The organism is Maribacter spongiicola, assembly GCF_004364165.1.
Classification (GTDB): domain Bacteria; phylum Bacteroidota; class Bacteroidia; order Flavobacteriales; family Flavobacteriaceae; genus Maribacter; species Maribacter spongiicola.
In genome coordinates this window covers 1,638,426-1,663,765 of the sequence record NZ_SOAY01000010.1, presented here as the reverse complement: position 1 = coordinate 1,663,765, position 25,340 = coordinate 1,638,426, and the positions used below count along the sequence as shown (strand labels likewise).

Genomic DNA, 25,340 nt, shown 5'->3' with positions numbered 1-25,340 from the left:
TGAATTATGGAGAATAGTATTCAGTTTTTACTACTAAAGCCAGAAGATTACAACATCTATATTGAAATAGGTACAAAAGCCTATAATCAACATTACACACACCTCTGGCCTGATGGTGACACAACTACTTACATTAAAAATAGTTTTACCAAAGAAGTACTCTTACATGAAGAGAAAGACGAAGACACTACTTTGTATCTGATAAAATTAAATTCTGACTACGTGGGTATATTGAAAGTTACATTACACAAACAACTACAAGATTATAGCAAGGTGGATGCTTTATATCTTGATAAAATCTATATTCTTAACGAGTTTTCGGGCCAAGGCGTAGGTTCCAAAACCTTGAAATTTGTTGAGCAAATTGCTACAGATCATTCTAAAAAGGCAATTTTTCTAGAGTCAATGCAAAAAGGATTGGCACTTCCCTTCTATTTATCACACTCTTTCTTTATTGTTGCGAACACGCAAGTACCTTTCAACAATGTTATTGAAGAGGAAAAACCAATGTATTTGCTTAGAAAAGATGTATAAAATTTTACCAACCTTTACTTAAAGCTAAATTTTCTATATGTGCAAAATGGTGATTACTATGCCATGCATATTTACCAATATTTTCTGCCACAGAAACATTAACACTCCCCTCTGGGTGAATATAACTTTTTTCAAAATCTACCGATTCAATGTGATTTAATAAATAAACCAGCTTCGCATGCAAAGCTGTTAAATAAGAAAGTGATAAAGAAATTGGTGCTGTTTTGGCATCTATAAGTTCGCTCCATAACTTTTCTTCATAGACTTTTATAAGCGGTCTATTCTCAGTCAATGCCCATTTGAACCGCGTATAACTATGGTGATGACTATCTGCCATATGATGAATCACCTGCCTAACCGTCCATCCGCCTTCGCGATAAGGTGTATTTAATTGTTCTTCAGAAAAATTATGTACAAGGTTTGACAAACGTTTTGGCAATGTATCTAATACAGTTATCCAATTTGCAATATCATCTTTTGAAATCTTTTCAGGACATTCAAAATGCCCGATCGGATACTTTAATTTTTCTAAATCTTCCATATACTAAAAATAGAAAATTTTAATAGACTTTTAACCTAAAACCTATCCACAAGATTATATAATCTACTAATTTTATAGGATATTAAAATAAACAGACAAAATCATATTATTATGGCAACAATACGTTTAGGTGATAAAGCACCAAATTTTACTGCAGATAGCTCAATAGGCACCATTAATTTATACGATTACCTAGGTGATAGTTGGGGGATATTATTTTCTCACCCGGCAGATTTCACTCCCGTTTGTACTACAGAATTGGGCACTGCGGCAAAATTCAAAGATGAGTTCGATAAAAGAAATGTAAAGATGATTGCCCTAAGTGTTGATGGTGCAGCTTCACATGCAGAATGGATCAAGGATATTAACCAAGTGCAAAATACGGTCGTAAATTTTCCTATAATTGCGGATGAAGACAAGAAAGTATCTGATTTATATGATATGATCCACCCAAATGCAGATAATAATCTTACGGTACGTTCTGTATTTATTATTGCACCAGATAAATCTGTAAAGTTAACTTTGACTTACCCGGCATCTACTGGAAGAAATTTTTACGAATTGTTAAGAGTTATAGATTCTTTACAACTTACTGCATACCATAAAGTTGCTACACCGGCGAACTGGGAAAAAGGTAAAGAAGTGGTGGTAAGCCCTGCAATATCTACAGCTGACGCAAAAGATATGTTTTCTAAAGGTGTTACCGAGGTAAAACCATATTTAAGAATGACACCAGACCCTACTGCATAAGTCTAAAAACAAGTTCATCCTCAATACATTAGCCAAAAATTGTTAACCTTAAGATAACGTATAAGATTTTAAGTTTTTAAACAAAAAAAAACTATCTTCGTGCTTTAATTAATATTTAATTTTTCTATTATGAGTAAAGGAACAGTAAAATTCTTCAATGATTCTAAAGGTTACGGATTTATCACTGAAGATGGTTCAAACGAAGATCATTTTGTACACATTTCTGGCTTAATCGATGAAGTTCGTGAAGGTGATGTTGTAGAATTTGAACTACAACAAGGTAAAAAAGGATTAAACGCCGTTAATGTGAAAGTACTTGACTAGGTAACGATTTAACTTTTTTATAGTTTAAAACCCGAACCAATTGGTTCGGGTTTTTTTATGCATATTTTTTTTAAAAAATTTGTTCAATTAAAACGCAACCTTTTACCTAAATACATATCTATAGATTAAACAAGAACGGTTCCCCAACCTTATACCATGTATTTATGACCACATTTTTGACCGTATTTTTAGTATTGATGTTTGTTAACGTAGTATTGCTTTTAGGAAGTTTTATTACTCGTAAAAAATAAACATAAAAAACACCTATATTAATGCAATACAGGTGTTTATCTATAATTTTAAAGTGGTTTCTTAACCCACTTTCATTAACTCTACATCGAATATCAATGTGGCATCAGGTGGTATTACCCCGCCAGCACCTGCCGACCCATATGCTAAGTCTGAAGGAATTACGAAACGTGCCTTGTCACCAACTTTTAATAATGAGATACCTTCATCCCAACCTGGTATAACTTGACCGATACCCAATTGAAAATCGATAGGAGAATTCCGCTTGTAAGATGAATCAAAAACCTGACCATTTAAAAGTGAACCTTCATAATGCACAGAAACTTTTTTTCCTTTCTCAGCTTGCGCTCCACTACCTTTCTGAATCATTTTATAACGAAGACCAGTGGGTGTAGTTTCAAAACCTGCAGCAACTTTATCTAGCTCAGCCTCTTGCTTTGCTTTTTGTTTGGCTAATCTTTCTTCGCCAGAAGCGTTAAAATCTTTATATGCTTTTAATGCATCCCATTTTTTGGCAGCATCACCAACTCTTACAATTTCTAAAGATTCTATAACATCATCTTGTGCTATAGCATCTACTACATCTTGGCCTGACTCAACTTTGCCAAAGACAGTATGTTTATTATCTAACCAAGGTGTTGGCACGTGCGTAATAAAAAACTGGCTACCATTAGTACCAGGACCAGAATTAGCCATTGAAAGCACACCAGGTGCATCATGCTTTAATTCTGGATGAAATTCATCATCAAATTTATAACCGGCGTCACCAGTACCTCTACCTTGAGGGCAACCACCTTGGATCATAAAATCAGGAATAACCCTATGAAATTTTAAACCATTATAATAAGGCTCTCCCTTACCTTTGGCACTATTTTCTTTATTACCTTCTGCTAAGGCTACAAAATTCCCAACTGTACCTGGAGTTTTATCGTGAGTTAATTTTACTAGTATTTCGCCTTTATTTGTAGTAAACTTGGCGTAAATTCCTTCTTCCATTTTAGTATTTTTAATTATGCAGTAAAGGTAAAGAAATTTAACGATTTGTACATTTCGTTAAGTTCAAAACCCAAAAACTGCTGCAGAAAATTATTTAATTAGAATCCGTATTTGTCTACCAAGTATACCAAACTTGCCATAGAAGCAGCACCTAATTGTAGTTCGCGTCTATTTACATGTTCAAAAGTATCGTTCTCTGCATGGTGATGGTCAAAATAGCGTTGAGAATCTGGTCTTAACCCAGCAAGAACTAATCCTTCTTGTTTCAATGGACCAATATCTGCACCACTAAATCCTTTTTCAAAAGAGTGAATTAGGTAAGGCTCAAAAAGATTTTTCCAGGTCAATATTTTCTCAAAGTTCTTATCCGAACTATCTATAGTGAACCCGCGAGGTGTAAATCCCCCAGAATCACTTTCTAAAGCGAATATGTGTTTCTCGTTATTGGCATTGGCAACTTCGGCATATTTATTTCCACCTCTTAATCCGTTTTCCTCATTCATAAATAGAACAACCCTAATGGTATGTTTAGGTTTATATCCGGTTTTTTTGAAAAGGTTTAAAACCTCCATACTTTGAACACAACCTGCACCATCGTCATGAGAACCATCGCCTAAATCCCATGAATCTAGGTGTCCGCCAACAACGATTACCTCTTCAGGGTTCTGGGTACCTCTAATTTCTGCGATAACGTTAAATGACTCTACATCACTAAATTGCTTACAGTTCTGCTTAAAATAGAAGTTAATATTTGGATTAAGCTTTAACGAAGTACTCAATAATTCAGCCCCATTGGTACTAATTGCAGCAGCGGGTATTCTTTCTGATTCAGGCTGTTCCCCATAACCCATTGAACCCGTATGCGGGTAATCATCTAAGCGTAGATTCAACGAGCGTACGATTACACCCAATGCACCGTATTTAGAAGCTTCTTCTGCACCGGCATAACGCTGATCAACACAATTAGAATATGCAGTAAAGGTATCTATCTGAGTGGCATCCATCGGTTTATTGAAGAATACGATTTTACCAGAAATCTTATCCTTGCCTAAAATAGCCAACTGTTCTATACCATCAACTTCAATAATATTTGCTTTAATACCTTGTTGCGGAGTAGGTACTGAACCACCTAACGCACAAATAGCCACGTTTGTAGTTGCACCTGGGGAAGTTTCGTAATAAGCAAATTCAGGTGTACCCCTAACCCACTTTGGTACCATAACAGGTTGCAACCAAACTTTATCAACGCCTAAAGAATCTAATTGAGACTTGGTATAATTGACAGCTTGTTGAGCCTGTATAGATCCCGATAGTCGCCCACCAATTTGATTCGATAAATAATTCAACCAATTATAACCAGCACCTTCTGTCAATGCTACATCATAAAGTTTCTTTATCTGTTCTTGATTTGTATTTTGTGACGATCCCACATATGTGAAAGCGATAACAAATAATAGCGCAAGTTTACTATTCACTTTGTAGTTGTTCTTCATAGCTGTCTAAATTAGCCATTATTTTTTCGCTCAACATAGGCTCTTTGATATCTTTGTATTTTTTTAACGATTCTAATAAAATTGAAGCGATTATTATTCTTGTTGCTTTCTTATTATCTGCAGGCACTACAAACCATGGCGCATGATCGTGGGTTGTTTTAGAAATAGCTTCTTCGTAACAATGTTGGTACACGTCCCATAGTTTACGCTCTTTCAAATCTCCTGGAGAAAATTTCCAGTGCTTTTCTTTTAAGGCAAGCCTTCTTAATAAGCGTTGACGTTGCTCTTCTTTAGAGAGATTAAGAAAGAACTTAAATATTAAAGTTCCGTTTTCGGCAAGATGGCGTTCAAAATCATTGATCTGTTCAAATCTTTTATCCCAAAATTTCTGATCAATATCTTCTACTGTATGTATACCCGGTATATGTTCGTTTAAAATATATTCTGGGTGCACTCTAGTTACCAATACATTTTCGTAATGTGTTCTATTAAAAACGCCAAATTTACCTTTTGCAGGTAATACTAAGTAATGACGCCAAAGATAATTATGGCTCAGTTCTAATTCAGTGGGTACTTTAAAACTATGCACCTCTACACCGCTAACATTGAAATCTTTAAACACCTCTCGTATTAAACTATCTTTACCAGCGGTGTCCATACCTTGTAAACATACAAGAATACTATATTTGCCATGAGCATAAATAATATCTTGAAACTCCCCTAGTTCTCTTCTAATTTTTGATAATTCTTTTTTCAGTTCCTTTTCAGACTTACCAAAATCTTCAAAAGTCTCATTATCAGAGATTTTAAAGTTCTTATTGGTTCTATAATTGTCTACTTTTATTTTATCCATTCTGAAATATAAAATTTAATAGTTACGAATACTAATTTGGCAACAAAAGCTAAGTAATATAATTCTCACAATTTCCGTTCATCCTAATTGATGTGTATTGTATCGAAAATAATATTTTCAACAAGGTAAAGGATATAAATTTATCGGTGTAAGATCCCAAATTTTACATCTAAATTACCTACTTATGAAGAAAAATATCTTTTTTTTCTGTGCTATTGCACTATTATCCTTATCCTCATTCAGCTCAAATGTAGAGTGCGAATATGCAAATTCTAATATGGGTTATGCTAAATCACAAATCAACGCAGCATTACAAACACAAGATATTAATCAAGCACGGTTTTATGCTTACAAAGCGCTGAGTGCTTTAGAAAAATCTAAGAATCAATTAAATGTTTGTGGTTGTAAGTATGCAAAAGAAAGCATGCTTGAAAATATAGAAGTATTATCACTAGCTACAAAATCTACTACATTAGAAGGTACAATTAATTATTTGAACGCATCTATAGAACTTACTAACAATACTATTTTGGTATTAGAATCTCACGATACACATGAAAGCGCCTATGCTAGCGACGCACTTTCGGTGAACACAAATTCAACATCAATTAGTAAAGCATCACATAACAAGAGCTTGTTCGAAACTATTGATCTTTCCTTAGAAAAATATCGTATTTCACTTGATAAGGTAGTTGAGAGCGTAAATTGTAAAGATGCAACCGCATTCGCCCGTAGAATTCACGATGAATGTGAAGCCCAATTATTAAAACCGAATATTTCGGAAGGAAGCAAATATTACAACTTACGCACCAAAGAAATTACCCAAAAAGCATTGAATAAAATTGGTAATTGCACTGCTACTAAATAATCATAAAAGACTACTTACTGGCAAACAATTTTACATCATCTTCTGATACCACTTGACCGCCAAGTATAATTAAACGTTCTACAACATTTCGAAGTTCACGAATATTACCTGTCCAATCATAGGCTTTCAACAATTTAATTGCCGGATCAGAAAAAGTTTTGGCAGCCATACCTTGCTCTTCAGTAATTTTATTTGAGAAATGTTCTATTAATAACGGAATGTCATCGCGTCTATCATTAAGACTTGGTACTTGAATAAGAATAACCGCCAACCTGTGGTAAAGATCCTCTCTAAAATTACCTTCTTCAATTTCCTTTTTTAAATCTTTATTGGTCGCTGCTATTACACGCACATCTACTTTAATATCTTTATCTGAACCTACACGCGATATTTTACTTTCTTGAAGCGCTCTAAGTACTTTTGCTTGGGCAGATAGACTCATATCACCAATTTCATCCAAGAAGATGGTTCCTTTATTAGCAGTTTCAAATTTACCTGCTCTATCTTTTACCGCCGATGTAAATGCACCTTTTACATGCCCAAACAACTCACTTTCTATTAATTCTGATGGTATAGCAGCACAGTTCACTTCAATAAATGACCCTGAACTTCTAGGGCTTTTTTCATGCAACCAATGTGCCACAAGTTCTTTACCCGTACCATTTGATCCTGTAATTAGAACACGAGCATCTGTTGGCGCAACTTTCTCGATCATATCTTTGATAGTGCCTATTTCGCTACTCTCGCCAATCATCTCGTAATTCTTACTTACTTTTTTCTTCAAATTTTTATTCTCTACAACAAGAACTTTTCTATCTAAAGCATTTCTAACCGTAGTAAGCAGTCTATTTAAATCTGGCGGTTTTGAGATATAATCGAAGGCTCCTAACCTCATAGTATTTACCGCAGTATCTAGATCACCGTGTCCGGATATCATTATAAACGGAATTTCAGGTTTAATCTTTCTGGCAGCTTCAAGTACCTCTACGCCATCCATCTTTGGCATTTTTATATCGCAGAGCACTAAATCATAGTCATTATTCTTAATAGTTTCAATCCCTTTTAATCCGTCTTCAGCCTCCTCTACAGCGTATGAATCGTTTTCTTCGGATAAAATTTTGACCAATACCCTTCTAATTGCCGCTTCATCTTCTATTACTAATATTTTTGACATAACTGCTTTTTAAATTCCTATTCTTATTCCTGTTCTAAAATAAAGACCCGATGCATCGTTTAAGGTAAAAATATCATCTCTATCTTCATTTCGTAATGCACTATTTTGATAAATAGACCGGCCACCTATAAAGTAAACGGACATATCTTTAGTTATCTTATACTGATACCCTAATGTCAATAATAATGCCGTAGAAGATACATCGGTAGATAAATTGTTACCCGGCAATAAAATATCGTTTTGAATATTCACATAATACCCATCTAAAAATATTTCGGTCTGAAAAAAATGACCTTTTTTGGTAAAGTACTTCATACCCGATTTTGGAACCCCTAACGTGTAAGACCAGTTAGGATGAAATCGTTTCTCGAAATACACAAACGGCAAAGGAACATCTATTGGCGAAGTTCCGTTATATGAAATACCTAAAACCAACATATAGGGTTTGTCTACATCTTTTATATTTTTATATGCCCCAGCGGTATAGTTCATATTAAAATCTTCTTTCTGTAATTCTTGTACAAAATTCGAAGACCATCTTGGCGTTACAACACCTATTAATCGCCAAGTTTCAGTCAACTTATACATGTATGCCAGGTTTACATCTAGTACATGAAACTTATTTAAATCTCCTGAATTTGGAAAGAGATTATCTGGCACTTCAAAGTTGTATCGATTATACTCTGCACCCAACACCAAAAAATCTTTTTTATCTCGAACCGCAATAGGCACGTTTAAAACCAATTTTATTCGTGAAGTTTCAACATCGCCACTATTTTCTGGCATTAGCATATATTCCAACCTAAAAACATCTGGAGTTTGCGCTACTATTGAACTTATAGAAACGACCAACAAGCCTATAAACAGAAATAGTCTGCTATGCTTTATCATTATTCTTTGCATTTGAAACATTGCTATGTTGAAAAGGACCTTGTTGAAACAAATGAATATCTCTTTGAGGAAATGGTATCGAAATATTATTTTTTCTAAAAGCGGCATCAATTTTATACCGCACTTCACTTTTTACACGTGGATCAGTAAAACTATCTGTGATATAAAAGTTCACCGCAAAAATTAAAGCAGAATCTCCAAAATCTTCAAAAATGACAAATGGTTTCGGACTCTTTAAAATATTTCTTTGCGATTTAACAACTTCTAAAAGCAAGTTAGTCACCAATTCAATATCGCTACCATAAGCCACACCAACACGCACCAATTCTCTTGTCGTTTTATGATTTTGGGTATAATTATAAACGATATCACTAATAAACTTATGATTTGGTATAATGATTACCTTATCATCTCTGGTAATAGCTCTTGTAGTACGTAATTTAATTTCAAAAACCTTACCTACCTTATTATCAATTTCTATGATATCACCTACCCTTAATGACTTATCTACAATAATGAAAATACCACCAATGATATCTTGAAAAATTTCTTGTAAAGCCAATCCAAGACCAACGAATAATGCTGCCGATGCGGTAATAAGAATGGTAATATTTATACCAGCCGCACTCATTGTAAAAAGAATAACTATAACATAAACCAGGTATTTAATAAATTTAAAGATGCTAATAAACTTGAGTTTATCATCAGCTTCCATTTTTCTTGTAAAAAATCGGCGTATTGCCTGTAGAATAGTACTGGTCAATAAAAAAGCTACAGTAAGTAATAAAAGTAGCCCTATAGTTATGTTAATGGACTTTTCACCTTCGCCAAAATGATAACCTAGGTCTAAAAATCTCTTTATAGTCCCCCAAATATCATCTTCTATTATTTCTTTTATTTTCTCTGTACTTTCTTGGATCATGACGAATATTTAAGCCACTTATATAATTCTTTATAGCTTGGTTTTTTACCATACATTAAAATACCTACGCGATATATTTTTGCTGCTACCCAAACAATTCCAATAAAAGTACCTATTAATATTAAAATTGATGTAATCAATTGCCAAACCGGTACGCCACCTTCACCAATACCCCAAGGCAAACGCATTAACATTACAATAGGTGATGTTAAAGGAAAAAGGGAAAATGCAACAGCTATAGGTCCGTTCGGATTACTAAATACAGAAAAGAACCCCACATAAATTGCCAGCATCAGTGGAAGAATTACGGGGAAAATAAATTGTTGTGTATCGGTTTCGTTATCCACTGCAGCACCAATAGCCGCGTAAATAGAGCTATAAATTAGGTAACCTAAAACGAAATAGACAATGAAAAAAAACAGCATCGCAAAAATGGGCAAATCAAAAATTTCTTGAGCGTATAATTGAATATTTTGAGTAAGGGCATCAACATCTACGTTTGCACCATTAGCCACGCCCGGTGTCATACCGCTACCTTTGGTTAAACTAGCAGGATCAATATCGAAAATAGCCAGACCGATAAATAGTAGCATAGCGCCAGAGACAATCCAAATTGCAAATTGGGTAATACCAGCCAAAGAGGTACCTATAATTTTACCCATCATTAAATGAAATGGTTTTACAGAAGATATAATCACTTCAATAATCCTACTTGTTTTCTCTTCAATAACACTTCGCATAACAAAACCCCCATATATAATAATAAACATCATTATTAGATACCCAAAAGCACCACCGATTATCGCTTTAATTTCATTAATACCCTTTATGTTTTGATTACCATCAAAGGTTTCAATATTAATATTGTACCTGCGATCCATTTCAGCATATTCTTTTGGCGACAACCCCATTTCTCGCAGTCTTTCTTGCCGTAACCTACCGGTAATCGAATTTTCTAATTTATCTAGAATTGTAGCACTTGGTGCATCTTTACTATAAAAGAACGCACGTTGAGCAACTTGCTCTAAATTAGGTTCGTCCGGTAGATAAATAAGTCCGTAAAAGCCTAAACTAAGGGTAGAATCTTTTGCAGCCGCTAATGAAATATCTTTGAAGTTTATATAGGATGTGGCTTCTGATGTTACAAATTCATTTGAAAAATAACTACTATCGTTCAATACACCAATTACCTTTTTATCATTATCATTTAACTGGGTAAGGTATGCGATCAACAAAATCATACCAACCATTAAAAAAGGACTCAAAAATGTCATAACGACAAAAGACTTATTTCTAACCTTCGCGATATATTCCCGTTTTATAATTAGAGGTAACTTATTCATTGTCCAGATTTTTATTTTGGATGGTCTTAATAAAAATATCATTTGCAGAAGGTATTGTTTCTACAAAACCATTTACATTGGCTCTTGAACCTAAAAAAGATAAAATTTCGCTAGACTGATTAGAAGGTAATTGAACGGTTATGTTCAATTGTTTTTCAATGCTATTATACTCTTGGGCAAGTACATCAAACTTATCTTGCATTTCACGCACAAGTTCTTCTTGATTATCGGTCTCTAAACCAATTTTAAAAATATTGTTCTTATATGCTTTCTTAATATCTGATAGTCTGCCGTCCAATATTTTTTCAGACTTATGAATCAAAGCGATATACTCGCATAATTCTTCTACAGATTCCATCCTATGTGTAGAAAAAATTATAGAGGTACCTTTTTCTTTTAAACTTAAGATTTGCTCTTTTATAATATTGGCATTAATAGGATCAAAACCACTAAACGGTTCGTCAAAAATTAACAGTTTTGGCTCATGCAGTACAGTAACCACAAACTGTATTTTTTGTGCCATACCTTTAGAAAGCTCCTGTATTTTTTTGTTCCACCAATCGCCAATTTCCAATCTTTCAAACCAATACTTTAGGCGTTTTTTCGCTTCATCTTTAGATAAACCTTTTAGCTGAGCAAGATAAAGTGCCTGCTCGCCCACCTTCATACTTTTATACAAACCACGTTCTTCGGGCAAATATCCAATCTGTGCAATATGTTCAGATTTCAGTAGTTCGCCGTCAAAATAAACGGACCCCTGATCAGGATATGTAATTTGATTAATAATACGTATTAACGTAGTTTTACCAGCCCCATTGGGACCCAGTAAACCATAAATACTATTCTTAGGAATTTCGAGGGAAACGTTTTTCAATGCGGTATGGCTCCCAAACTGTTTGGTGACATCTTTAGCGACCAAAATGTGACTCATGTACTGAATTTATTCAAAGATATTGAAATGTTTCGACTAGCTATGCTCTTTATGATTCCTTTATAAAACAACATTTTAAATCAAAGGGAAGAGAAGTCAATTTTGACCTTAAAAGCAAAACCCACCCTTGATGACTCAAGGATGGGAAAAAAATTGCTATGAAAAAGAAAATTAATATTGGTTGCCCAATATTATCTCAAATATACGTTTTTTATTTAAAAACAAAATATTTTGGCCCTATGAGAACATATCTTTAACTTTTTCAAAAAATGACTTATCAGATTTCTCTGGTTTAGGCTCAAAATTATCATTGCCCTGCATTTTTTCAAAAAACTCTTTCTGTTCTTTATTTAATTCTTTAGGTGTCCAAACATTTACATGCACCAATATATCACCTGCACCATATCCATTTAAACTAGTAATACCTTTACCCCTAAGCCTAAGTATTTTACCAGATTGAATACCTGCTTCTAACTTAATACGAACCTTACCACCTACTGCATCAATTTCTTTAGAAGTACCTAGAACGGCTTCTGAAATACTTACATAAAGATCATAATGTAAATTATCACCTTCTCTTTTAAGTGTACTATGTTCTTGAGTTTCTATAGCAACCAATAAATCGCCTGGCACTCCGTTTCCTGGAGCATCATTACCTTTATTAGGCACCTTTAACTGCATACCTTCTTCTACACCTGCAGGTATATTGATAGAAACCGTTTCTTCGACAACCTTTAGACCTTGTGCATCGGAATCACCGGGTTTACCGTCTAAAATTTGACCACTACCACCACAAGTACTACAAACAGCAGCTGTTTGCATTCTACCTAATATTGTATTCTGAATTTTTGTAACCTGACCTCTACCATTACAGGTAGAACATGTTTTATAGGTCACCCCTTCAGCCTGAACTTTTCGTTTTACCTTAACTTTTTTCTCGACACCATTTGCAATCTCATCTAGAGTCAATGATACTCTAATACGAAGATTACTCCCTTTCACTCTTCGTTGACCGCCTCCACCGCCGAAGCCACCAAAGCCTCCGCCGCCAAAGCCGCCACCGAAAATATCACCAAATTGGCTGAAGATATCATCCATATTCATACCGCCACCGCCAAATCCGCCGCCACCGCCGCCCTCAAAGGCAGAATGACCGAACTGATCGTAACGAGCTTTCTTATCGGCATCACTTAATATTTCATAAGCTTCAGCAGATTTTTTGAATTTCTCTTCGGCAGAACTATCCCCCGGATTTTTATCTGGGTGATATTGCAATGCCTTTTTACGGTATGCTTTCTTTATTTCTGCAGCAGTTGCACTCTTACTGATGCCTAATATTTCATAATAATCTTCCTTCATTCCAATTTTTTAATTTCCTACTACTACTTTTGGATGCCTGATAATACGATCGCCCAACTTGAAACCTTTTTCAATTACGTCGATAATTTTACCTTTCATTTTTTTGTCAGGTGCCGGTATTTGAGTTATTGCCTCGTGAATTTCTGCATCGAAAACATCGCCTGCCTTAGCCTCAACCATCTCTAGACCTTTATTTTTAAGAGTCTCTCTAAGCTTAACGTTAATCAGTTCAATACCGGTAAAAGCATCTTTATCATCTGATTTTGCCAATTCTTTCATAGCTCTATCAAAATCATCTAAAACTGGTAACAATGAAACTATTACTTCTTGCCCAGCAGTCTTAAACAACTCCATACGCTCTTTAGAAGTACGTCTTTTATAATTTTCAAATTCTGCAAATAGTCTTAAAAACTTATCTTTTTCTTTTGCCAGTTCTTCGCCAAGCGTTTCTTCTGCCGACTTTTCTTCCTCTTCATTTTCATTCTCTAGCTTTTGTTCTTGACTTTCACCATCTAATAGCGCATCTTCCAAGAATTCATCATCCAAAGTGTTTTCTTTATCACTCATATTTTATTGTAATTTAAATCGCTGTTTAAAAGCAGGCAAAAGTACTGCCAATTCTTTAAAAATGTCAAAATGTCACAATGTCGCAAAAGAATAAAAAAAAATCCGCCAAAAGCGGATTTCATAACATCTGAATAAAAGATTAACTTTTAAGACACGTATTGTTTTGTCACGTTACCTTTAGAAGGTGTACATTCAGCATTGGTATCATAAATAGCCCCAAGTGCCTGACATATATTGGCATATTTAAAAATAAACCCTTCTTCTTCAATTTTTTTACTGCTTACACGCTGACTCGCGAATAAAATGTATGCCATTTCACCAAGTAGGGTATACATTACAAATTTGGGGACATTCGGTAAAATTAGCGGCATATCTAATGCCTTCGCAATTTCTTTGACCAGCTTTGCATTAGTTACGGGGTTTGGGGCAACTCCATTATATGTTCCTTTCAATTCATATTTAGCAATATGAAGAAATATGGCTGCTAGGTCTGTAATATGTATCCAAGATTGCCACTGTTGACCAGAACCAAAAGCTGCGCCAACATAATATTTAACCGGTTTTGCCATTTCTGGCAATGCACCACCGTCTTTTGACATCACCAAACCGATTCGAACTTTGGCAACCTTTAACCCTAAGGGTTTAAATTCGTTAATTTTTTTCTCCCAAACAGCAACTACCTCACCTAAAAAACTATCATCAATAGCAGCTTCTTCTTCCGTATAAAAATTACTTACCGAATCTGGATAAATACCTATCGCAGATGCAGAAATAAGTGATTTTACCGTATGATCTTCATTCGCTAAAAGAGTATTCCTAAGTAGTTCTAAAGTGTTGACCCTACTATTGATAATTTCTTTTTTATAACTAGTCGTCCATCGTTTAGAAATGCTAGAACCTGCCAAATTAATAATAACAGAAACTCCATCTAAACACTTAGCGTCTATTTCGCCCGACTTGGGGTTCCAGAAATAACCTTGGTAATTATCTTCAGAGACAATCTTATTTTTACGCGTGGTTAAGTAGTTAACTTTATAACCTTTTTCATGACATTGAGAGACTAACTCGCTACCAACTAAACCCGTCGCACCTGTAATCAATACTTTCATGGAATAAAGGTATCAATTTTGAATATTCTTGACGCACAATTTAATTCCGATTTAACATTGTCGCCGAACCTATTGATGTGCAACGCGTTAAAGTTATTTGAACAAGAAAATATTATTGTTTTTTTGCTCTCAGCATTTCTCGCTTACCTGGTGGGCCAGGAAGCCGCTCTACCAGAAAGCCAACTTCTAACATAGCTCGCCTTACACTGCCTTTAGCTGCATATGTAACTAAATATGCGCCATTTTTCATGGCATTAAACATGATTTGAAAGATTTCGACCGTCCATAATTCTGGTTGCACGCGGGCGCCAAAAGCATCAAAATAAATAAGGTCATATTCGGCGACCGCATCAATCTCTTTGAAAAACTTTTGTTCTTTAAGTAAACTGAAATTTGGACTAATTTCAACCACCTTATTCCATGGCGATGAATGCATTAAATTAAAATCTTCTTTTCTAGAAAGTGATTTTAATTCTTCTAAATAATTAAGCTGTTCTAGTTCTTCGTTTGAAACCGGGTACGCCTCTACACCGGTATACTTAATTTGTAAATTGCGTTTTTCAAATTCAATTAGTGTAATAAAGGCATTTAGACCGGTACCAAAACCAATTTCAAGAATTTGAAGTTCTCGGTCTTTGAATAAATCTAAGCCAGATTTTATGAATACATGGTAAGCTTCTTGAATAGCTCCGTGTTTAGAGTGGTACTGCTCTTGCCAATCCATGATCTGAATGGTTTTAGAACCATCGCCTGTAGTAATAACTTCTCTTTTCAAATTAATTTGGGACTATCACTCCTGATGCTTCAAAACTATATGTTCTTTTTGGAGCTGTAATTTTTGCTATCTCATCTTCTGTCTTACCACCATCTTTCGCATAATGCTTTTGATCATCAACACTCATTTCTTCAACAAATGCCAATCCGTTTAAAACAACTTCTTTATCTAGAATATCTACAGGCATAAAAAAACCGTAATCTTTAAAACGAACCATAGCCTGTTCGCCTTGTGGTAGCTCAACAATCATCCAACATCCTTTTACTTTACAGACCTCTTTCACCTTGGTTTTAAACTGAAGATTTAAAGAATCTGAGACTGGCATTGATGCAAATTGCTTCATTACATCATCTTTATTACTTAAAGAAGTGACTTTAAACTCATCGCCATAAAATTCAGCCGACCCGCTATTAGTTTCTTGCTGTCCTAAACACGAAAAAACGCCAAATAAAAACACAAGTAAAATGTTAAATCCTTTCATAAATCCTAAAAATGTTGATTTCCCTACAAAACTGATCAATTTAAAACTAAAAAAGAAGTGCTAGTATGGATATTTGTTTAATTTTAATCAACTAAAGTTACGTATTTCATGAGTATTTCAACTAAAGATATTATAGTAGAAAAGGTTAAAACTTCAAAAATTGATCAAATAGATTTTGACAATCTTGCTTTCGGATCAGTATTTACTGACCATATGTTAGTCTGCACCTATAAAAATGGTGCATGGGAAACACCAAAAATTACACCTTACCAACCAATTACGCTTGACCCATCGTCAAAGATTTTTCATTACGGTCAATCTATTTTTGAAGGTATGAAAGCTTATAAAGATAAAAATAATGATGTCTTTTTATTTAGACCATTGGAAAACCATAAGCGTTTCAATATTTCTGCCGAGAGAATGTGTATTCCACAAATTCCTGAAGATTATTTCATGGAAGGGCTAATTGCACTTCTAAATCTTGAAAAAGATTTTATACCAACACAAGATGGTAGCTCATTATATATAAGACCATTTATGTTCGCATCAGGTAATGGATTTCATGCATCGCCGGCCGACGAGTATAAATTCATTATAGCCTTTGCACCATCTGGAGCATATTTTTCTGGAAAAGTAAAAGTACTTATAGAAGAAAAATATTCTAGATCTGCCAATGGTGGGGTTGGCTATGCCAAAGCAGGTGGTAACTATGCCGGTCAGTTTTACCCAACACAATTAGCTGTAGCCAAAGGATACAACCAAGTAATCTGGACAGATGATACCAACCACGAATTCATAGAAGAGGCAGGTGCCATGAATATTTTCGTTAGAATTAACGATACCTTATTAACAGGGCCAACTAGTGATCGTATACTTGATGGTATTACCAGAAAAAGTATTTTAGAAATCGCAAAAGATTTAGGCATTAAAACAGAAGTTAGAAAAATTTCCGTAAAAGAAGTTGTTGATGCAGCTAAAGACGGATCACTAAAAGAAATGTTCGGTGCCGGTACAGCAGCGGTTATTTCTCCAATTGCAGGCTTTGGTTTTAGAGATACCGATTATGATCTGCCAGAGGTAGAAAATAGCTATGGTTTGCTACTTAAAAAGACCATAACAGACATACAATACAATAAGTCTGAAGACAAATACGGTTGGAGAGTTAAGGTAAAGGCATAAAAAAAGGGGCGTAACGCCCCTTTTTTTATTTATCTAATATGACACCAATATTTGGCTTAGAATAATTTGGCCCTTTTAACACCTTACCATCTTCACGATAAATAGGCTTACCATCTTCACCAAGTTTACTCATATTACTTCTTTGTATTTCATTGAATACCTCTTCAATCTTATACTGCATACCATGCTCTAAAATAGTACCACATAATATGTATAGCATATCACCTAGAGCATCGGCAACCTCAACTAGGTCATTATTCTGTGCAGCTTCTAAATACTCTTTATTCTCTTCATCCATTAAATTGAAACGCAACATATTCTTTGCCTCTCCTAAATCTGCTATCATATTTTCTGATACACCTAGACCAAATGAATTATGAAACTCTGCTACTGCTTTGATTTTGTTTTTCATCTTTATTATACTGTTTTCCGTTAGCTTTGCATAAAAATATAAAATATGTTTAGCACCGGACAAATCATTTTTGCAATCGCTTTTGCAGTGGTTTTCGCCATAATTATTGTCTTTACCTATAAAAAAGACTTCAAATTACACCAAAAGAATTTTAAAGGCGTTAAGTGGATTGGCATTTTCTTTGCACTATTCATAATACTTTTATTAATTATGAAGTATATCTTAAAAGAATAGTTAATTTTTTTCCTACACTACAAAAATTAACATTTTCACAACAAAACAGTGAATATCAGCGTTTAATATACCAAATACCGTAATTTTGCGTTATTCATCTATAAGGTGTAATATATTATGATGACATTTCTTACAATTTTCTTAGTATTAGTAGGTATTAACATTGCGTTAGTTGCAGTTAGCTTAATTAGTGTTTCGCAAAAAGCAAAAACACCATCTCAGAAAACAGCTAAACAACCAACATCTGTAATCTATCCGTTAGATTTACTTACTACAAGCTACAAGAAAGTAGTTTAGTTTTTACCTTTATAAGGTATGAAACAATTTTTACTGGTTTTTTTAGGTGGTGGTTTTGGTAGTATATTAAGGTATTATATATCTAAAAACCTCAACGCCTATTATTCAAATTTCTACTTAGGTACTTTTCTAGTCAATATTATTGGCTGTTTATTAATAGGTTTACTTATTGGTCTTACTCTTAAGAACAATTACATTTCAGAAAATCAAACATTATTATTGGCCACCGGTTTCTGCGGGGGCTTCACTACTTTTTCGACATTTGCATTAGAAAGTAACATATTACTCAAAGAATCTACTTTATTCCAAACTTCCCTATATATGGGTCTTAGTGTAGCGATTGGCATACTAGCCATATCCCTAGGGCTATGGATTTGTAAAATGTTATAGATTTAACATTCACTATCCACTATTTTATTTTTATTCATTTTTTTAAGTATTTGCAATTTTATTAAACAATCGTCAGATAATTACTCATTTTCCTGACGATTATTCTATGATGTAGCTCAAATCTACTTTTCCTCTTCTTGGTATCTTCAGTATTTTCATGTTTAAATAACGATACCCTAATTTTTTAGGGGTATATATTATCATACTGATAAAAATCAGTATTCAGACCCTATTATTTTTAGGGTATGAATGTTTTTAACATATATTTGGCAATATCAAAAACGTATTCAAATGAAAAAAATCGAGGCAATTATCAGAAAATCAAAGTTTGACGATGTCAAAGAGGCGTTGCATAATATTGAAGTTAACTTCTTCAGTTACTGGGATGTAACAGGGGTTGGAAATGAAAAAGAAGGTCACGTTTATCGCGGGATTTCTTATAGTACTACCGATATTCAGCGCAGGTACTTAACCATTGTAGTATCAGATGACTTTCTTGAAAAAACAGTCAACGCTATTCTTACAGCTGCCTACTCCGGTAATGTAGGTGATGGTAAAATATTTGTTTCTGAAGTACTTGAGGCATACAGAATAAGAACCAAAGAAGACGGCTTAGCAGGTATCAACTAAACCATAAAACTAAATAACTAAAAACTAAACGAAATGGACGCAGGATTATTTACAGCTAATAATATATGGATGATGTTGGCTACCGCATTGGTATTCTTCATGCATACAGGATTTGCCTTTTTAGAAATTGGCCTAACCAGACAAAAAAACACAATAAACATTTTATTTAAGAACATCTTCATTATTACAGGTGGTCTATTACTTTATTACGCATGGGGTTTCAATTTAATGTACCCTGGTTTCGAAGAAGGCGATATGGGAATTTTAAAATTTGCAGGCTTCGGTATTGCCGCACCAGAAGGCGGAATGACTCCAGAATATGCAGACGGAGGTTACACATGGTGGACAGATTTTCTTTTTCAAGGAATGTTCGCAGCAACAGCAGCAACAATTGTATCTGGTGCAGTGGCTGAACGTATGAAAATTGGTGCTTTCATGATATTTACCGTTATATACGTAGGTTTAGTATACCCTATAGTAGGCGCTTGGAAATGGGGTGGCGGATTCTTAGACTCATGGGGATTCTACGATTTTGCAGGTTCAACATTAGTACACTCAGTAGGTGGATGGGCTGCTTTAGTAGCAATATTCTTATTAGGTTCTAGAATTGGAAAATTCGGTAAAGACGGTAAGCCAAACGCAATACCAGGTCACAGCATACCAATGGCAACTGCCGGCGTATTAATACTATGGTTAGGTTGGTTCGGTTTTAACGGTGGTTCAGTACTATCGGCAGATCCAGAATTAACTTCTCTAGTATTGGTTACAACAAGTTTGGCAGCCGCAGCTGGTGGTTTTGGAGCGATGATTACATCAACAATACTTTATAAAAATTTAGATTTAACCATGTTCTTAAATGGTATTTTAGGTGGACTAGTAGGTATTACAGCTGGTGCAGATTTAATGTCACCTAACGAAGCTGTCGTTATTGGTTTCATTGCTGGTATTATCATCGTTGGTGGTGTAGCATTAGTAGATAAAATTAAATTAGATGATCCTGTAGGTGCTGTAGCAGTTCACTTGATCTGTGGTATTTGGGGAACATTGGCTGTTGGCATCTTCGGAAGCATGGCTAGTGGAGCACAATTTATGACGCAACTATACGGTGTATTAATCGTAGGCGGGTTCTGTATCGTAACCTCTGGTATCATCTTAGGCGTACTTAAAGCAACAATGGGACTTAGAGTTTCTAAAGAAGAAGAAGTTGAAGGTCTAGATATTCATGAGCACGGTATGGATGCTTATGCAGATTTTAGAATGAATCAACACTAAAAAAATACGGAGCGTTTTGCAGAACGCTCCGTTACATAACCTCTCAATAAATTACTCAAAATTAATTCATCCCAAGAGGGACAAAAATCAAAATTTATGAAAACGATTATTAATACAAAGTACGTAAAAAATATTTTCGCAACAGGTCTTATGCTTTTTGCAGCTGCTGGTGTAGTAGCACAAGAAGAGGAAGAAGAGAAGAAATTCACCCTAAGTGGATCAATTGATGCTTACTGGAGAACAGCTTTTAAAGATGGTGGTGCTGCAACAACAGCAACAGGAACATCTTTTGCTAATCAAACCGGTTTTGCATTAGGTATGGCCAACATTGTAGGTAGCTATGAAATGGAGAATACTGGAGTTGTTGTCGATTTAGTTTTTGGACCTAGAGGAACAGAGGCTACTTTTGAGAACGACGTTTTAAATGGTGTTATAAATCAAGCTTATGCTTATTGGAATGTCTCTGACAAAGTTACACTTACAGCTGGTCGTTGGAATACATTTTTAGGTTACGAGGTAATAGCACCTGCTGCCAATTTTAACTACAGTGTTTCTTATTTATTTTCAAATGGACCTTTTTCTCACTTAGGTGTTAAAGCTGATATCGCTTTATCAGATGATGTTAGCTTAATGTTATCGGTTTCAAATCCTTGGGATGTTAATGACACAAGTACCACAGGTGAATACGCGTATGGCGCACAGCTAGGTGTTTCAGGACAGTACCTTAATTTATACTACGATAATGGTACTAGCGGTGGTCTAGGATTTGAAATAGATTATACGGGTGGATTTGATATTTCTGAAGATTTCTTCTTTGGCATCAATGCAGCTTACAATGACAACTCAGAAACTGGAACTGGTTTTTATGGAGCAGCGATTTACCCACAATTAACAACTTCAGAGAGTTTTGCTATTGGTTTAAGGGGAGAATATATTGCATTTACTGATGATTTACTTGATGATGATGTTCCTGTTCTTGGATTAACTCTTACAGGAAGCTTCACAAAAGATAATTTAATTATTAAGCCAGAAATTAGATTAGATAGTTTTGGTAACGATGTTGAGCCATTTATTGAAAGTGACGGTATCGGTACAACTAATAGCCTATCTACTTTTGCAGTAGCTGCTATCTACTCTTTCTAAGTTGAAAATTAAAATTAATGGTTGATTTTATAGTTTAAGTTTTAAAACCTCGGCAATACCTGCCGAGGTTTTTTATCATCTATTATTAATGTTCAAACGCCTTTACCCCTACTTTAATTTCAGTATCTAAATTATTTACGGCAGGTACAAGAGGGCAACTAAATTTCTTGTTATATGCGCAGTATGGGTTGTATGCTTTATTAAAATCAAGAATAATTGTATTGCCATCAGGTATTCTTAAATCCAAATATCTCCCACCACCATAAGTTTCTTCGCCATTTGTATTATCTGTAAAAGGCAAAAACAAATAATCCTTATATTTTTCTTGAGTAATTAAATCTGGAGATTGGTAAATTTCCAATTCATAAGCTTTACCATTAATAGAAAACTTAGCAACACCATAAACAACCTCTGTAGATTCTCTACCAGTAGTAGTTGGCATTGAAAACGGCAATGCTTCGGGTGTTCTTACCAACTGTGCTTCAATTACATAATTAGTATCTGGCGCAAAGAAATCTAAAGTTTCAAATTTTATTCTGAAACGATCCGCTAATGGAGAAGTTTCTGGATCTTTAAATTCAGCATTCAATTCCTCTTGAAACAATAAAATATCGGCTAATTTATCTGATGTTACGTTAGCTGCAATATCGTTCTTTACATCATGATATTTCTTTTCTTGTCCGCATGAAACCAACATACCTAAAACCAAAACCGCAATACATAATCTCATATCTCTTACTTTAAACTTCAAAAATACAATTTATTCATTGTACCTTTTTTACTTATAATCGTACTTTAGAACCTTATACTTCAAGAACATGAAATTTACCTATATTTTACCGCTGTTTCTAATCATCTTTATCAGCTGTCAAGAGAAAAAATCCACAGTAGAAAAAGAAATAATTACTGAAGATATTAGAATAATACCAGAGCTAAATCCTGAAAGCTACAATGTTGCTTTCCTTATTATGAATGGTACTTTCAATACTGAATTTACAGCACCTTTCGATATTTTTCAACATACAAAATATAGAGAGAATATAAAGGCAATGAACACTTTTATAGTTGCTAACACCTTAGAACCTATAACCACTTTTGAAGGGGTGCGTATACTGCCAGATTATGATTACACGCAAGACGATCTACCTCAAATAGACATATTGGTAGTACCCAGTGCAGAGCATTCAATGGATAGCGATTTAAAAGACACAGCTATGTTAGATTTTATCAAAAAGGTCGACAAAAGTGCGCTATATATGACCAGCCATTGCGACGGTGCTTTCCCTCTGGCAAAAGCGGGAATTTTAGATTCGGTTGCATCGACGACTTTCCCCAGTGATGTGGAGAATTACAGAAAGATGTTCCCTGATCTGAATATAAAAGATAATGTATTATTCGTTCACGACGGAAAGTATATCACCTCTGCAGGTGGAGCAAAAAGCTTTGAAGCTGCACTATATTTATGCGAAGTTTTATATGGAAAAGAGATTACCAAATCTCTAGCAAAAGGTTTGGTTATAGACTGGGATTTAGAAAAGGTGCCACACCTTACTGTTCAATAACATCATATCTAGCACCTTTCAAGTACTTTTCGACCACCTCGTTAAACTCTGGCATAATTCTAAATAAAGCTGTATGCTCTATACTATATAAAGTTTGCGTATCTGTGTACCCATTTTTTAATAGTTCTTCCAAGTAAAATAAGGCAGTACCATAATCTTCCATTTTTGAGCTCGTAGAAATTACTTTCAAATAACTGGTATATTCATTTGGATCTGTAATAGTCTTAATCATATACAACAAATTCAGAGCCTCTAAATCTGGTTCTCTATCAGCAGCTAGATAATCGATATTATCAGAAATTAAAGCATTGATATACCCTCGAAGCCTGCTAGACATTTGTTTTTCGAACAAAATGGCACTTCTATCAAGTTTGTTCAATTCTTGCATCTGATAATTCCACCAGCCTAAATTAGCATAGTTATAAGAAATAATATCTTCTTCTAAATAATAACTATAATCTTCTTTCGTAAATGACTCCTTTAAAAAATAGCTGTTTTGACTTCTATTTGCTTGTCTAAAAGAAGTGCTTCGTTTTAGTGTTTTTTGAGATTCCTTTAATGAATCTAGCTTCATCAATGGATAGAAAATCTTTTCCATATCAGACATTTGATAGGTAGCCAATAGAGGTTTTTGGTTTGTAACATTGGCATTCGCATCAACAAAGAAATCATTATAAGAAGACCTAATTAAACTATCATTCTGCACTAAATAACCTTTCGCCATACTGGTCAATGTTAACATTCTAAATGCTTTCGATACCGTTTCAATTTCTGGCAGATTTCTATCAGCGTCAAAAACTAATAATTGGTTCGGAAATTTCAGTTTATTTAGCACCTGTTTTGTATCATACATAGACCTAAAATTAAAATCTGACCTATTTACAATACCTACAAACTGAAAAGGTTGCTTAGCATTTAAGATTTCTAAATTACCTATAGACGCCCCAATTGAAATGACTCCTTTAATCTCATTGATGAATGTAGGTAAAATTGATGCAAACATTGCACCACCGCCAAAACCAATAGTATAAGTGCGATTTTTTGCCGTTGGAACAGTATTAAAAACAGAATTGAACATCCTATTCGCAATAAGAACATTTTGAGAAATTGAGAGTGAATCGCTAATATTATTAGAACTTGCCAATACATAGCCCTCTTGCTCCGCAGCATTCATTAACATAGCCACCGCAGCTTTCCCCTTACCTTCCAAATCCATAACAAAAGCTAAAGGCCAAGCCCTATCTACGCTAAAAGAAGTTGGCAAATAAAGTGAATACGTTTCATTTACAGTATCGTTCACTATTAAATTTTCCGTAATCGCACCTCTTAATAGTCTCAATTCTTGAGCATAAAAAAAAGTAGAATTCAATATAAGTGCAAATAGTAGTATTTTTTTCATCATATATTTTCCATCAAAAATCTAGCCAAAACAATTTTTTAGAAAATGTCTTTTATAAATTAAATGTAACTGATTAAAATGAATTTTTAAATCAATGATTTAAAGCTAATCAAAACTAGGATACAAAACAGCTATAATATTTTATGCATTGGTGCATTAGAAATTACCTGCGATAGCACTATATGCGTTCTAGTTTCTCCGTATTGAATTAACTGATCAATAAACCTTTCTAAATGAAACTGGTCTTTTAAAACCACTTCCATAACAATATTCTCGTTACCGGTAATTCTATAGCAATTAACAACTTCTTGCAGGTTTGGCACAACCGCTAAAAAGGGTTTCAATTTACCCATAAAAGCCCTTAATGTAATAATCGCTTTTAACTGGTGACCTGTAAGCGCATGAGATACTTTAGCCTTATAACCGAGTATAATACCAAGATCTTCCATTTTCTTTACTCGTTCGGCCACTGCGGGTGCCGTAAGACCTACGTTGCGACCAATGTTGGCAAAAGATTCCCTTGCATTATCTTGCAATTGTTTCAATATTTTCCAGTTAAGCTCGTCTATCTTTGGATTCAATAGTATTTACGTTTAAATATTTATTATCAAAGGTAAAAATACAAATTACGTTTCTAATCAATAGAAAATTTTCATATAACT

The 25,340-nt window shown here is 34.4% G+C and carries 29 protein-coding genes; 11 read left to right on the top strand and 18 right to left on the bottom strand.

Annotated elements, in window-relative coordinates:
* Positions 1-6: 6 nt before the first annotated feature.
* Positions 7-534, top strand: a complete 528-nt coding sequence (locus CLV90_RS07425) for a GNAT family N-acetyltransferase (RefSeq protein ID WP_133686828.1) — start codon at positions 7-9, stop codon at positions 532-534.
* A 4-nt stretch (positions 535-538) separates the two neighbouring features.
* Here the strand turns inward: CLV90_RS07425 and CLV90_RS07420 are convergent, their stop codons facing one another.
* Positions 539-1,075, bottom strand: a complete 537-nt coding sequence (locus tag CLV90_RS07420) for a YfiT family bacillithiol transferase (RefSeq protein WP_133686827.1) — start codon at positions 1,073-1,075, stop codon at positions 539-541.
* A 111-nt stretch (positions 1,076-1,186) separates the two neighbouring features.
* Between CLV90_RS07420 and CLV90_RS07415 the strand changes: the two genes are divergently transcribed.
* Both CLV90_RS07415 and CLV90_RS07410 read left to right on the top strand, forming a co-directional pair.
* Positions 1,187-1,825 (top strand): peroxiredoxin, encoded by a 639-nt coding sequence (locus tag CLV90_RS07415; RefSeq protein WP_133686826.1) that lies wholly within the window; start codon positions 1,187-1,189, stop codon positions 1,823-1,825.
* A 129-nt stretch (positions 1,826-1,954) separates the two neighbouring features.
* A complete protein-coding gene (locus tag CLV90_RS07410) occupies positions 1,955-2,149 on the top strand; it encodes a cold-shock protein (protein ID WP_068486174.1) in 195 nt (64 codons plus the stop codon).
* 312 nt (positions 2,150-2,461) lie between these two features.
* Here the strand turns inward: CLV90_RS07410 and CLV90_RS07405 are convergent, their stop codons facing one another.
* From CLV90_RS07405 to CLV90_RS07395, 3 genes are all read right to left on the bottom strand, one after another.
* Positions 2,462-3,394 carry a peptidylprolyl isomerase gene (locus CLV90_RS07405; protein WP_133686825.1) on the bottom strand — a complete coding sequence of 311 codons (933 nt, stop codon included), beginning with the start codon at positions 3,392-3,394 and terminating at the stop codon, positions 2,462-2,464.
* 98 nt (positions 3,395-3,492) lie between these two features.
* Positions 3,493-4,887 carry a M20/M25/M40 family metallo-hydrolase gene (locus tag CLV90_RS07400; RefSeq protein WP_133686824.1) on the bottom strand — a complete coding sequence of 465 codons (1,395 nt, stop codon included), beginning with the start codon at positions 4,885-4,887 and terminating at the stop codon, positions 3,493-3,495.
* On the bottom strand, positions 4,862-5,740 hold the full coding sequence (locus CLV90_RS07395) for a PPK2 family polyphosphate kinase (protein ID WP_133686823.1): 879 nt from the start codon (positions 5,738-5,740) through the stop codon (positions 4,862-4,864). The genes CLV90_RS07400 and CLV90_RS07395 overlap by 26 nt, the downstream gene beginning before the upstream one ends.
* A gap of 184 nt (positions 5,741-5,924) precedes the next feature.
* Between CLV90_RS07395 and CLV90_RS07390 the strand changes: the two genes are divergently transcribed.
* Entirely contained in the window at positions 5,925-6,608 is a 684-nt protein-coding gene (locus tag CLV90_RS07390; RefSeq protein ID WP_133686822.1) for a hypothetical protein, read from the top strand.
* A 10-nt stretch (positions 6,609-6,618) separates the two neighbouring features.
* On the opposite strand, the gene CLV90_RS07385 is transcribed toward CLV90_RS07390, so the two are convergent.
* The 10 genes from CLV90_RS07385 to CLV90_RS07340 form a co-directional block, all read right to left on the bottom strand.
* On the bottom strand, positions 6,619-7,782 hold the full coding sequence (locus CLV90_RS07385; RefSeq protein ID WP_133686821.1) for a sigma-54-dependent transcriptional regulator: 1,164 nt from the start codon (positions 7,780-7,782) through the stop codon (positions 6,619-6,621).
* 9 nt (positions 7,783-7,791) lie between these two features.
* Positions 7,792-8,673, bottom strand: a complete 882-nt coding sequence (locus CLV90_RS07380) for a DUF6268 family outer membrane beta-barrel protein (RefSeq protein ID WP_133686820.1) — start codon at positions 8,671-8,673, stop codon at positions 7,792-7,794.
* Positions 8,660-9,595 carry a mechanosensitive ion channel family protein gene (locus tag CLV90_RS07375; protein WP_133686819.1) on the bottom strand — a complete coding sequence of 312 codons (936 nt, stop codon included), beginning with the start codon at positions 9,593-9,595 and terminating at the stop codon, positions 8,660-8,662. The genes CLV90_RS07380 and CLV90_RS07375 overlap by 14 nt, the downstream gene beginning before the upstream one ends.
* Positions 9,592-10,938 carry an ABC transporter permease gene (locus CLV90_RS07370; protein ID WP_133686818.1) on the bottom strand — a complete coding sequence of 449 codons (1,347 nt, stop codon included), beginning with the start codon at positions 10,936-10,938 and terminating at the stop codon, positions 9,592-9,594. The genes CLV90_RS07375 and CLV90_RS07370 overlap by 4 nt, the downstream gene beginning before the upstream one ends.
* Positions 10,931-11,869 carry an ABC transporter ATP-binding protein gene (locus CLV90_RS07365; protein ID WP_133686817.1) on the bottom strand — a complete coding sequence of 313 codons (939 nt, stop codon included), beginning with the start codon at positions 11,867-11,869 and terminating at the stop codon, positions 10,931-10,933. The genes CLV90_RS07370 and CLV90_RS07365 overlap by 8 nt, the downstream gene beginning before the upstream one ends.
* A gap of 237 nt (positions 11,870-12,106) precedes the next feature.
* Positions 12,107-13,228, bottom strand: coding sequence for a molecular chaperone DnaJ (dnaJ, locus tag CLV90_RS07360; RefSeq protein WP_133686816.1), 1,122 nt, complete (start codon positions 13,226-13,228; stop codon positions 12,107-12,109).
* Between the two features lie 9 nt (positions 13,229-13,237).
* Complete coding sequence (locus CLV90_RS07355) at positions 13,238-13,795, bottom strand: nucleotide exchange factor GrpE (RefSeq protein ID WP_133686815.1); 558 nt, start codon at positions 13,793-13,795, stop codon at positions 13,238-13,240.
* Between the two features lie 146 nt (positions 13,796-13,941).
* The gene (locus tag CLV90_RS07350) at positions 13,942-14,904 is read right to left on the bottom strand and encodes a TIGR01777 family oxidoreductase (RefSeq protein ID WP_133686814.1); all 963 of its coding nucleotides are present in this window, start codon (positions 14,902-14,904) and stop codon (positions 13,942-13,944) included.
* 112 nt (positions 14,905-15,016) lie between these two features.
* Complete coding sequence (gene mnmD, locus CLV90_RS07345; protein ID WP_133686813.1) at positions 15,017-15,679, bottom strand: tRNA (5-methylaminomethyl-2-thiouridine)(34)-methyltransferase MnmD; 663 nt, start codon at positions 15,677-15,679, stop codon at positions 15,017-15,019.
* Position 15,680: 1 nt separating this feature from the next.
* Positions 15,681-16,160 (bottom strand): DUF4920 domain-containing protein, encoded by a 480-nt coding sequence (locus CLV90_RS07340; protein WP_133686812.1) that lies wholly within the window; start codon positions 16,158-16,160, stop codon positions 15,681-15,683.
* Positions 16,161-16,268: 108 nt separating this feature from the next.
* Between CLV90_RS07340 and CLV90_RS07335 the strand changes: the two genes are divergently transcribed.
* Complete coding sequence (locus CLV90_RS07335; protein ID WP_133686811.1) at positions 16,269-17,339, top strand: branched-chain amino acid aminotransferase; 1,071 nt, start codon at positions 16,269-16,271, stop codon at positions 17,337-17,339.
* A gap of 25 nt (positions 17,340-17,364) precedes the next feature.
* On the opposite strand, the gene CLV90_RS07330 is transcribed toward CLV90_RS07335, so the two are convergent.
* The gene (locus CLV90_RS07330; RefSeq protein WP_133686810.1) at positions 17,365-17,751 is read right to left on the bottom strand and encodes a pyrophosphohydrolase domain-containing protein; all 387 of its coding nucleotides are present in this window, start codon (positions 17,749-17,751) and stop codon (positions 17,365-17,367) included.
* A 351-nt stretch (positions 17,752-18,102) separates the two neighbouring features.
* Between CLV90_RS07330 and CLV90_RS07320 the strand changes: the two genes are divergently transcribed.
* From CLV90_RS07320 to CLV90_RS07300, 5 genes are all read left to right on the top strand, one after another.
* A complete protein-coding gene (locus CLV90_RS07320; RefSeq protein WP_133686808.1) occupies positions 18,103-18,282 on the top strand; it encodes a hypothetical protein in 180 nt (59 codons plus the stop codon).
* Between the two features lie 18 nt (positions 18,283-18,300).
* Positions 18,301-18,672, top strand: coding sequence for a fluoride efflux transporter CrcB (gene crcB / locus CLV90_RS07315; RefSeq protein ID WP_133686807.1), 372 nt, complete (start codon positions 18,301-18,303; stop codon positions 18,670-18,672).
* A 291-nt stretch (positions 18,673-18,963) separates the two neighbouring features.
* Positions 18,964-19,302, top strand: coding sequence for a P-II family nitrogen regulator (locus CLV90_RS07310; protein ID WP_133672409.1), 339 nt, complete (start codon positions 18,964-18,966; stop codon positions 19,300-19,302).
* Positions 19,303-19,335: 33 nt separating this feature from the next.
* Positions 19,336-20,574 (top strand): ammonium transporter, encoded by a 1,239-nt coding sequence (locus tag CLV90_RS07305; RefSeq protein ID WP_133686806.1) that lies wholly within the window; start codon positions 19,336-19,338, stop codon positions 20,572-20,574.
* Positions 20,575-20,670: 96 nt separating this feature from the next.
* Positions 20,671-21,717: an outer membrane beta-barrel protein gene (locus tag CLV90_RS07300; RefSeq protein WP_133686805.1), complete on the top strand. Its 1,047-nt coding sequence runs from the start codon at positions 20,671-20,673 to the stop codon at positions 21,715-21,717.
* 85 nt (positions 21,718-21,802) lie between these two features.
* Here CLV90_RS07300 and CLV90_RS07295 read toward each other — a convergent pair whose 3' ends face one another.
* Positions 21,803-22,447 (bottom strand): DUF1684 domain-containing protein, encoded by a 645-nt coding sequence (locus tag CLV90_RS07295; RefSeq protein ID WP_133686804.1) that lies wholly within the window; start codon positions 22,445-22,447, stop codon positions 21,803-21,805.
* Positions 22,448-22,535: 88 nt separating this feature from the next.
* On the opposite strand from CLV90_RS07295, the gene CLV90_RS07290 reads away from it, so the two are divergent.
* Positions 22,536-23,279 carry a DJ-1/PfpI family protein gene (locus CLV90_RS07290; RefSeq protein WP_133686803.1) on the top strand — a complete coding sequence of 248 codons (744 nt, stop codon included), beginning with the start codon at positions 22,536-22,538 and terminating at the stop codon, positions 23,277-23,279.
* Here CLV90_RS07290 and CLV90_RS07285 read toward each other — a convergent pair.
* Together CLV90_RS07285 and CLV90_RS07280 are read right to left on the bottom strand one after the other, a co-directional pair.
* Positions 23,266-24,681, bottom strand: a complete 1,416-nt coding sequence (locus CLV90_RS07285) for an alpha/beta hydrolase (RefSeq protein WP_133686802.1) — start codon at positions 24,679-24,681, stop codon at positions 23,266-23,268. The two genes, CLV90_RS07290 and CLV90_RS07285, sit on opposite strands and share 14 nt — an antisense overlap.
* Positions 24,682-24,809: 128 nt before the next feature.
* On the bottom strand, positions 24,810-25,259 hold the full coding sequence (locus CLV90_RS07280; protein WP_133686801.1) for an Lrp/AsnC family transcriptional regulator: 450 nt from the start codon (positions 25,257-25,259) through the stop codon (positions 24,810-24,812).
* Positions 25,260-25,340: the final 81 nt, after the last annotated feature.

Coding starts and splice junctions, on each gene's coding strand:
- CLV90_RS07425 (WP_133686828.1), top strand. CDS start 7: ATGGAGAATAGTATTCAGTTTTTACTACTAAAGCCAGAAGATTACAAC.
- CLV90_RS07420 (WP_133686827.1), bottom strand. CDS start 1,075: ATGGAAGATTTAGAAAAATTAAAGTATCCGATCGGGCATTTTGAATGT.
- CLV90_RS07415 (WP_133686826.1), top strand. CDS start 1,187: ATGGCAACAATACGTTTAGGTGATAAAGCACCAAATTTTACTGCAGAT.
- CLV90_RS07410 (WP_068486174.1), top strand. CDS start 1,955: ATGAGTAAAGGAACAGTAAAATTCTTCAATGATTCTAAAGGTTACGGA.
- CLV90_RS07405 (WP_133686825.1), bottom strand. CDS start 3,394: ATGGAAGAAGGAATTTACGCCAAGTTTACTACAAATAAAGGCGAAATA.
- CLV90_RS07400 (WP_133686824.1), bottom strand. CDS start 4,887: ATGAAGAACAACTACAAAGTGAATAGTAAACTTGCGCTATTATTTGTT.
- CLV90_RS07395 (WP_133686823.1), bottom strand. CDS start 5,740: ATGGATAAAATAAAAGTAGACAATTATAGAACCAATAAGAACTTTAAA.
- CLV90_RS07390 (WP_133686822.1), top strand. CDS start 5,925: ATGAAGAAAAATATCTTTTTTTTCTGTGCTATTGCACTATTATCCTTA.
- CLV90_RS07385 (WP_133686821.1), bottom strand. CDS start 7,782: ATGTCAAAAATATTAGTAATAGAAGATGAAGCGGCAATTAGAAGGGTA.
- CLV90_RS07380 (WP_133686820.1), bottom strand. CDS start 8,673: ATGATAAAGCATAGCAGACTATTTCTGTTTATAGGCTTGTTGGTCGTT.
- CLV90_RS07375 (WP_133686819.1), bottom strand. CDS start 9,595: ATGATCCAAGAAAGTACAGAGAAAATAAAAGAAATAATAGAAGATGAT.
- CLV90_RS07370 (WP_133686818.1), bottom strand. CDS start 10,938: ATGAATAAGTTACCTCTAATTATAAAACGGGAATATATCGCGAAGGTT.
- CLV90_RS07365 (WP_133686817.1), bottom strand. CDS start 11,869: ATGAGTCACATTTTGGTCGCTAAAGATGTCACCAAACAGTTTGGGAGC.
- dnaJ (WP_133686816.1), bottom strand. CDS start 13,228: ATGAAGGAAGATTATTATGAAATATTAGGCATCAGTAAGAGTGCAACT.
- CLV90_RS07355 (WP_133686815.1), bottom strand. CDS start 13,795: ATGAGTGATAAAGAAAACACTTTGGATGATGAATTCTTGGAAGATGCG.
- CLV90_RS07350 (WP_133686814.1), bottom strand. CDS start 14,904: ATGAAAGTATTGATTACAGGTGCGACGGGTTTAGTTGGTAGCGAGTTA.
- CLV90_RS07340 (WP_133686812.1), bottom strand. CDS start 16,160: ATGAAAGGATTTAACATTTTACTTGTGTTTTTATTTGGCGTTTTTTCG.
- CLV90_RS07335 (WP_133686811.1), top strand. CDS start 16,269: ATGAGTATTTCAACTAAAGATATTATAGTAGAAAAGGTTAAAACTTCA.
- CLV90_RS07330 (WP_133686810.1), bottom strand. CDS start 17,751: ATGAAAAACAAAATCAAAGCAGTAGCAGAGTTTCATAATTCATTTGGT.
- CLV90_RS07320 (WP_133686808.1), top strand. CDS start 18,103: ATGATGACATTTCTTACAATTTTCTTAGTATTAGTAGGTATTAACATT.
- crcB (WP_133686807.1), top strand. CDS start 18,301: ATGAAACAATTTTTACTGGTTTTTTTAGGTGGTGGTTTTGGTAGTATA.
- CLV90_RS07310 (WP_133672409.1), top strand. CDS start 18,964: ATGAAAAAAATCGAGGCAATTATCAGAAAATCAAAGTTTGACGATGTC.
- CLV90_RS07305 (WP_133686806.1), top strand. CDS start 19,336: ATGGACGCAGGATTATTTACAGCTAATAATATATGGATGATGTTGGCT.
- CLV90_RS07300 (WP_133686805.1), top strand. CDS start 20,671: ATGAAAACGATTATTAATACAAAGTACGTAAAAAATATTTTCGCAACA.
- CLV90_RS07295 (WP_133686804.1), bottom strand. CDS start 22,447: ATGAGATTATGTATTGCGGTTTTGGTTTTAGGTATGTTGGTTTCATGC.
- CLV90_RS07290 (WP_133686803.1), top strand. CDS start 22,536: ATGAAATTTACCTATATTTTACCGCTGTTTCTAATCATCTTTATCAGC.
- CLV90_RS07285 (WP_133686802.1), bottom strand. CDS start 24,681: ATGATGAAAAAAATACTACTATTTGCACTTATATTGAATTCTACTTTT.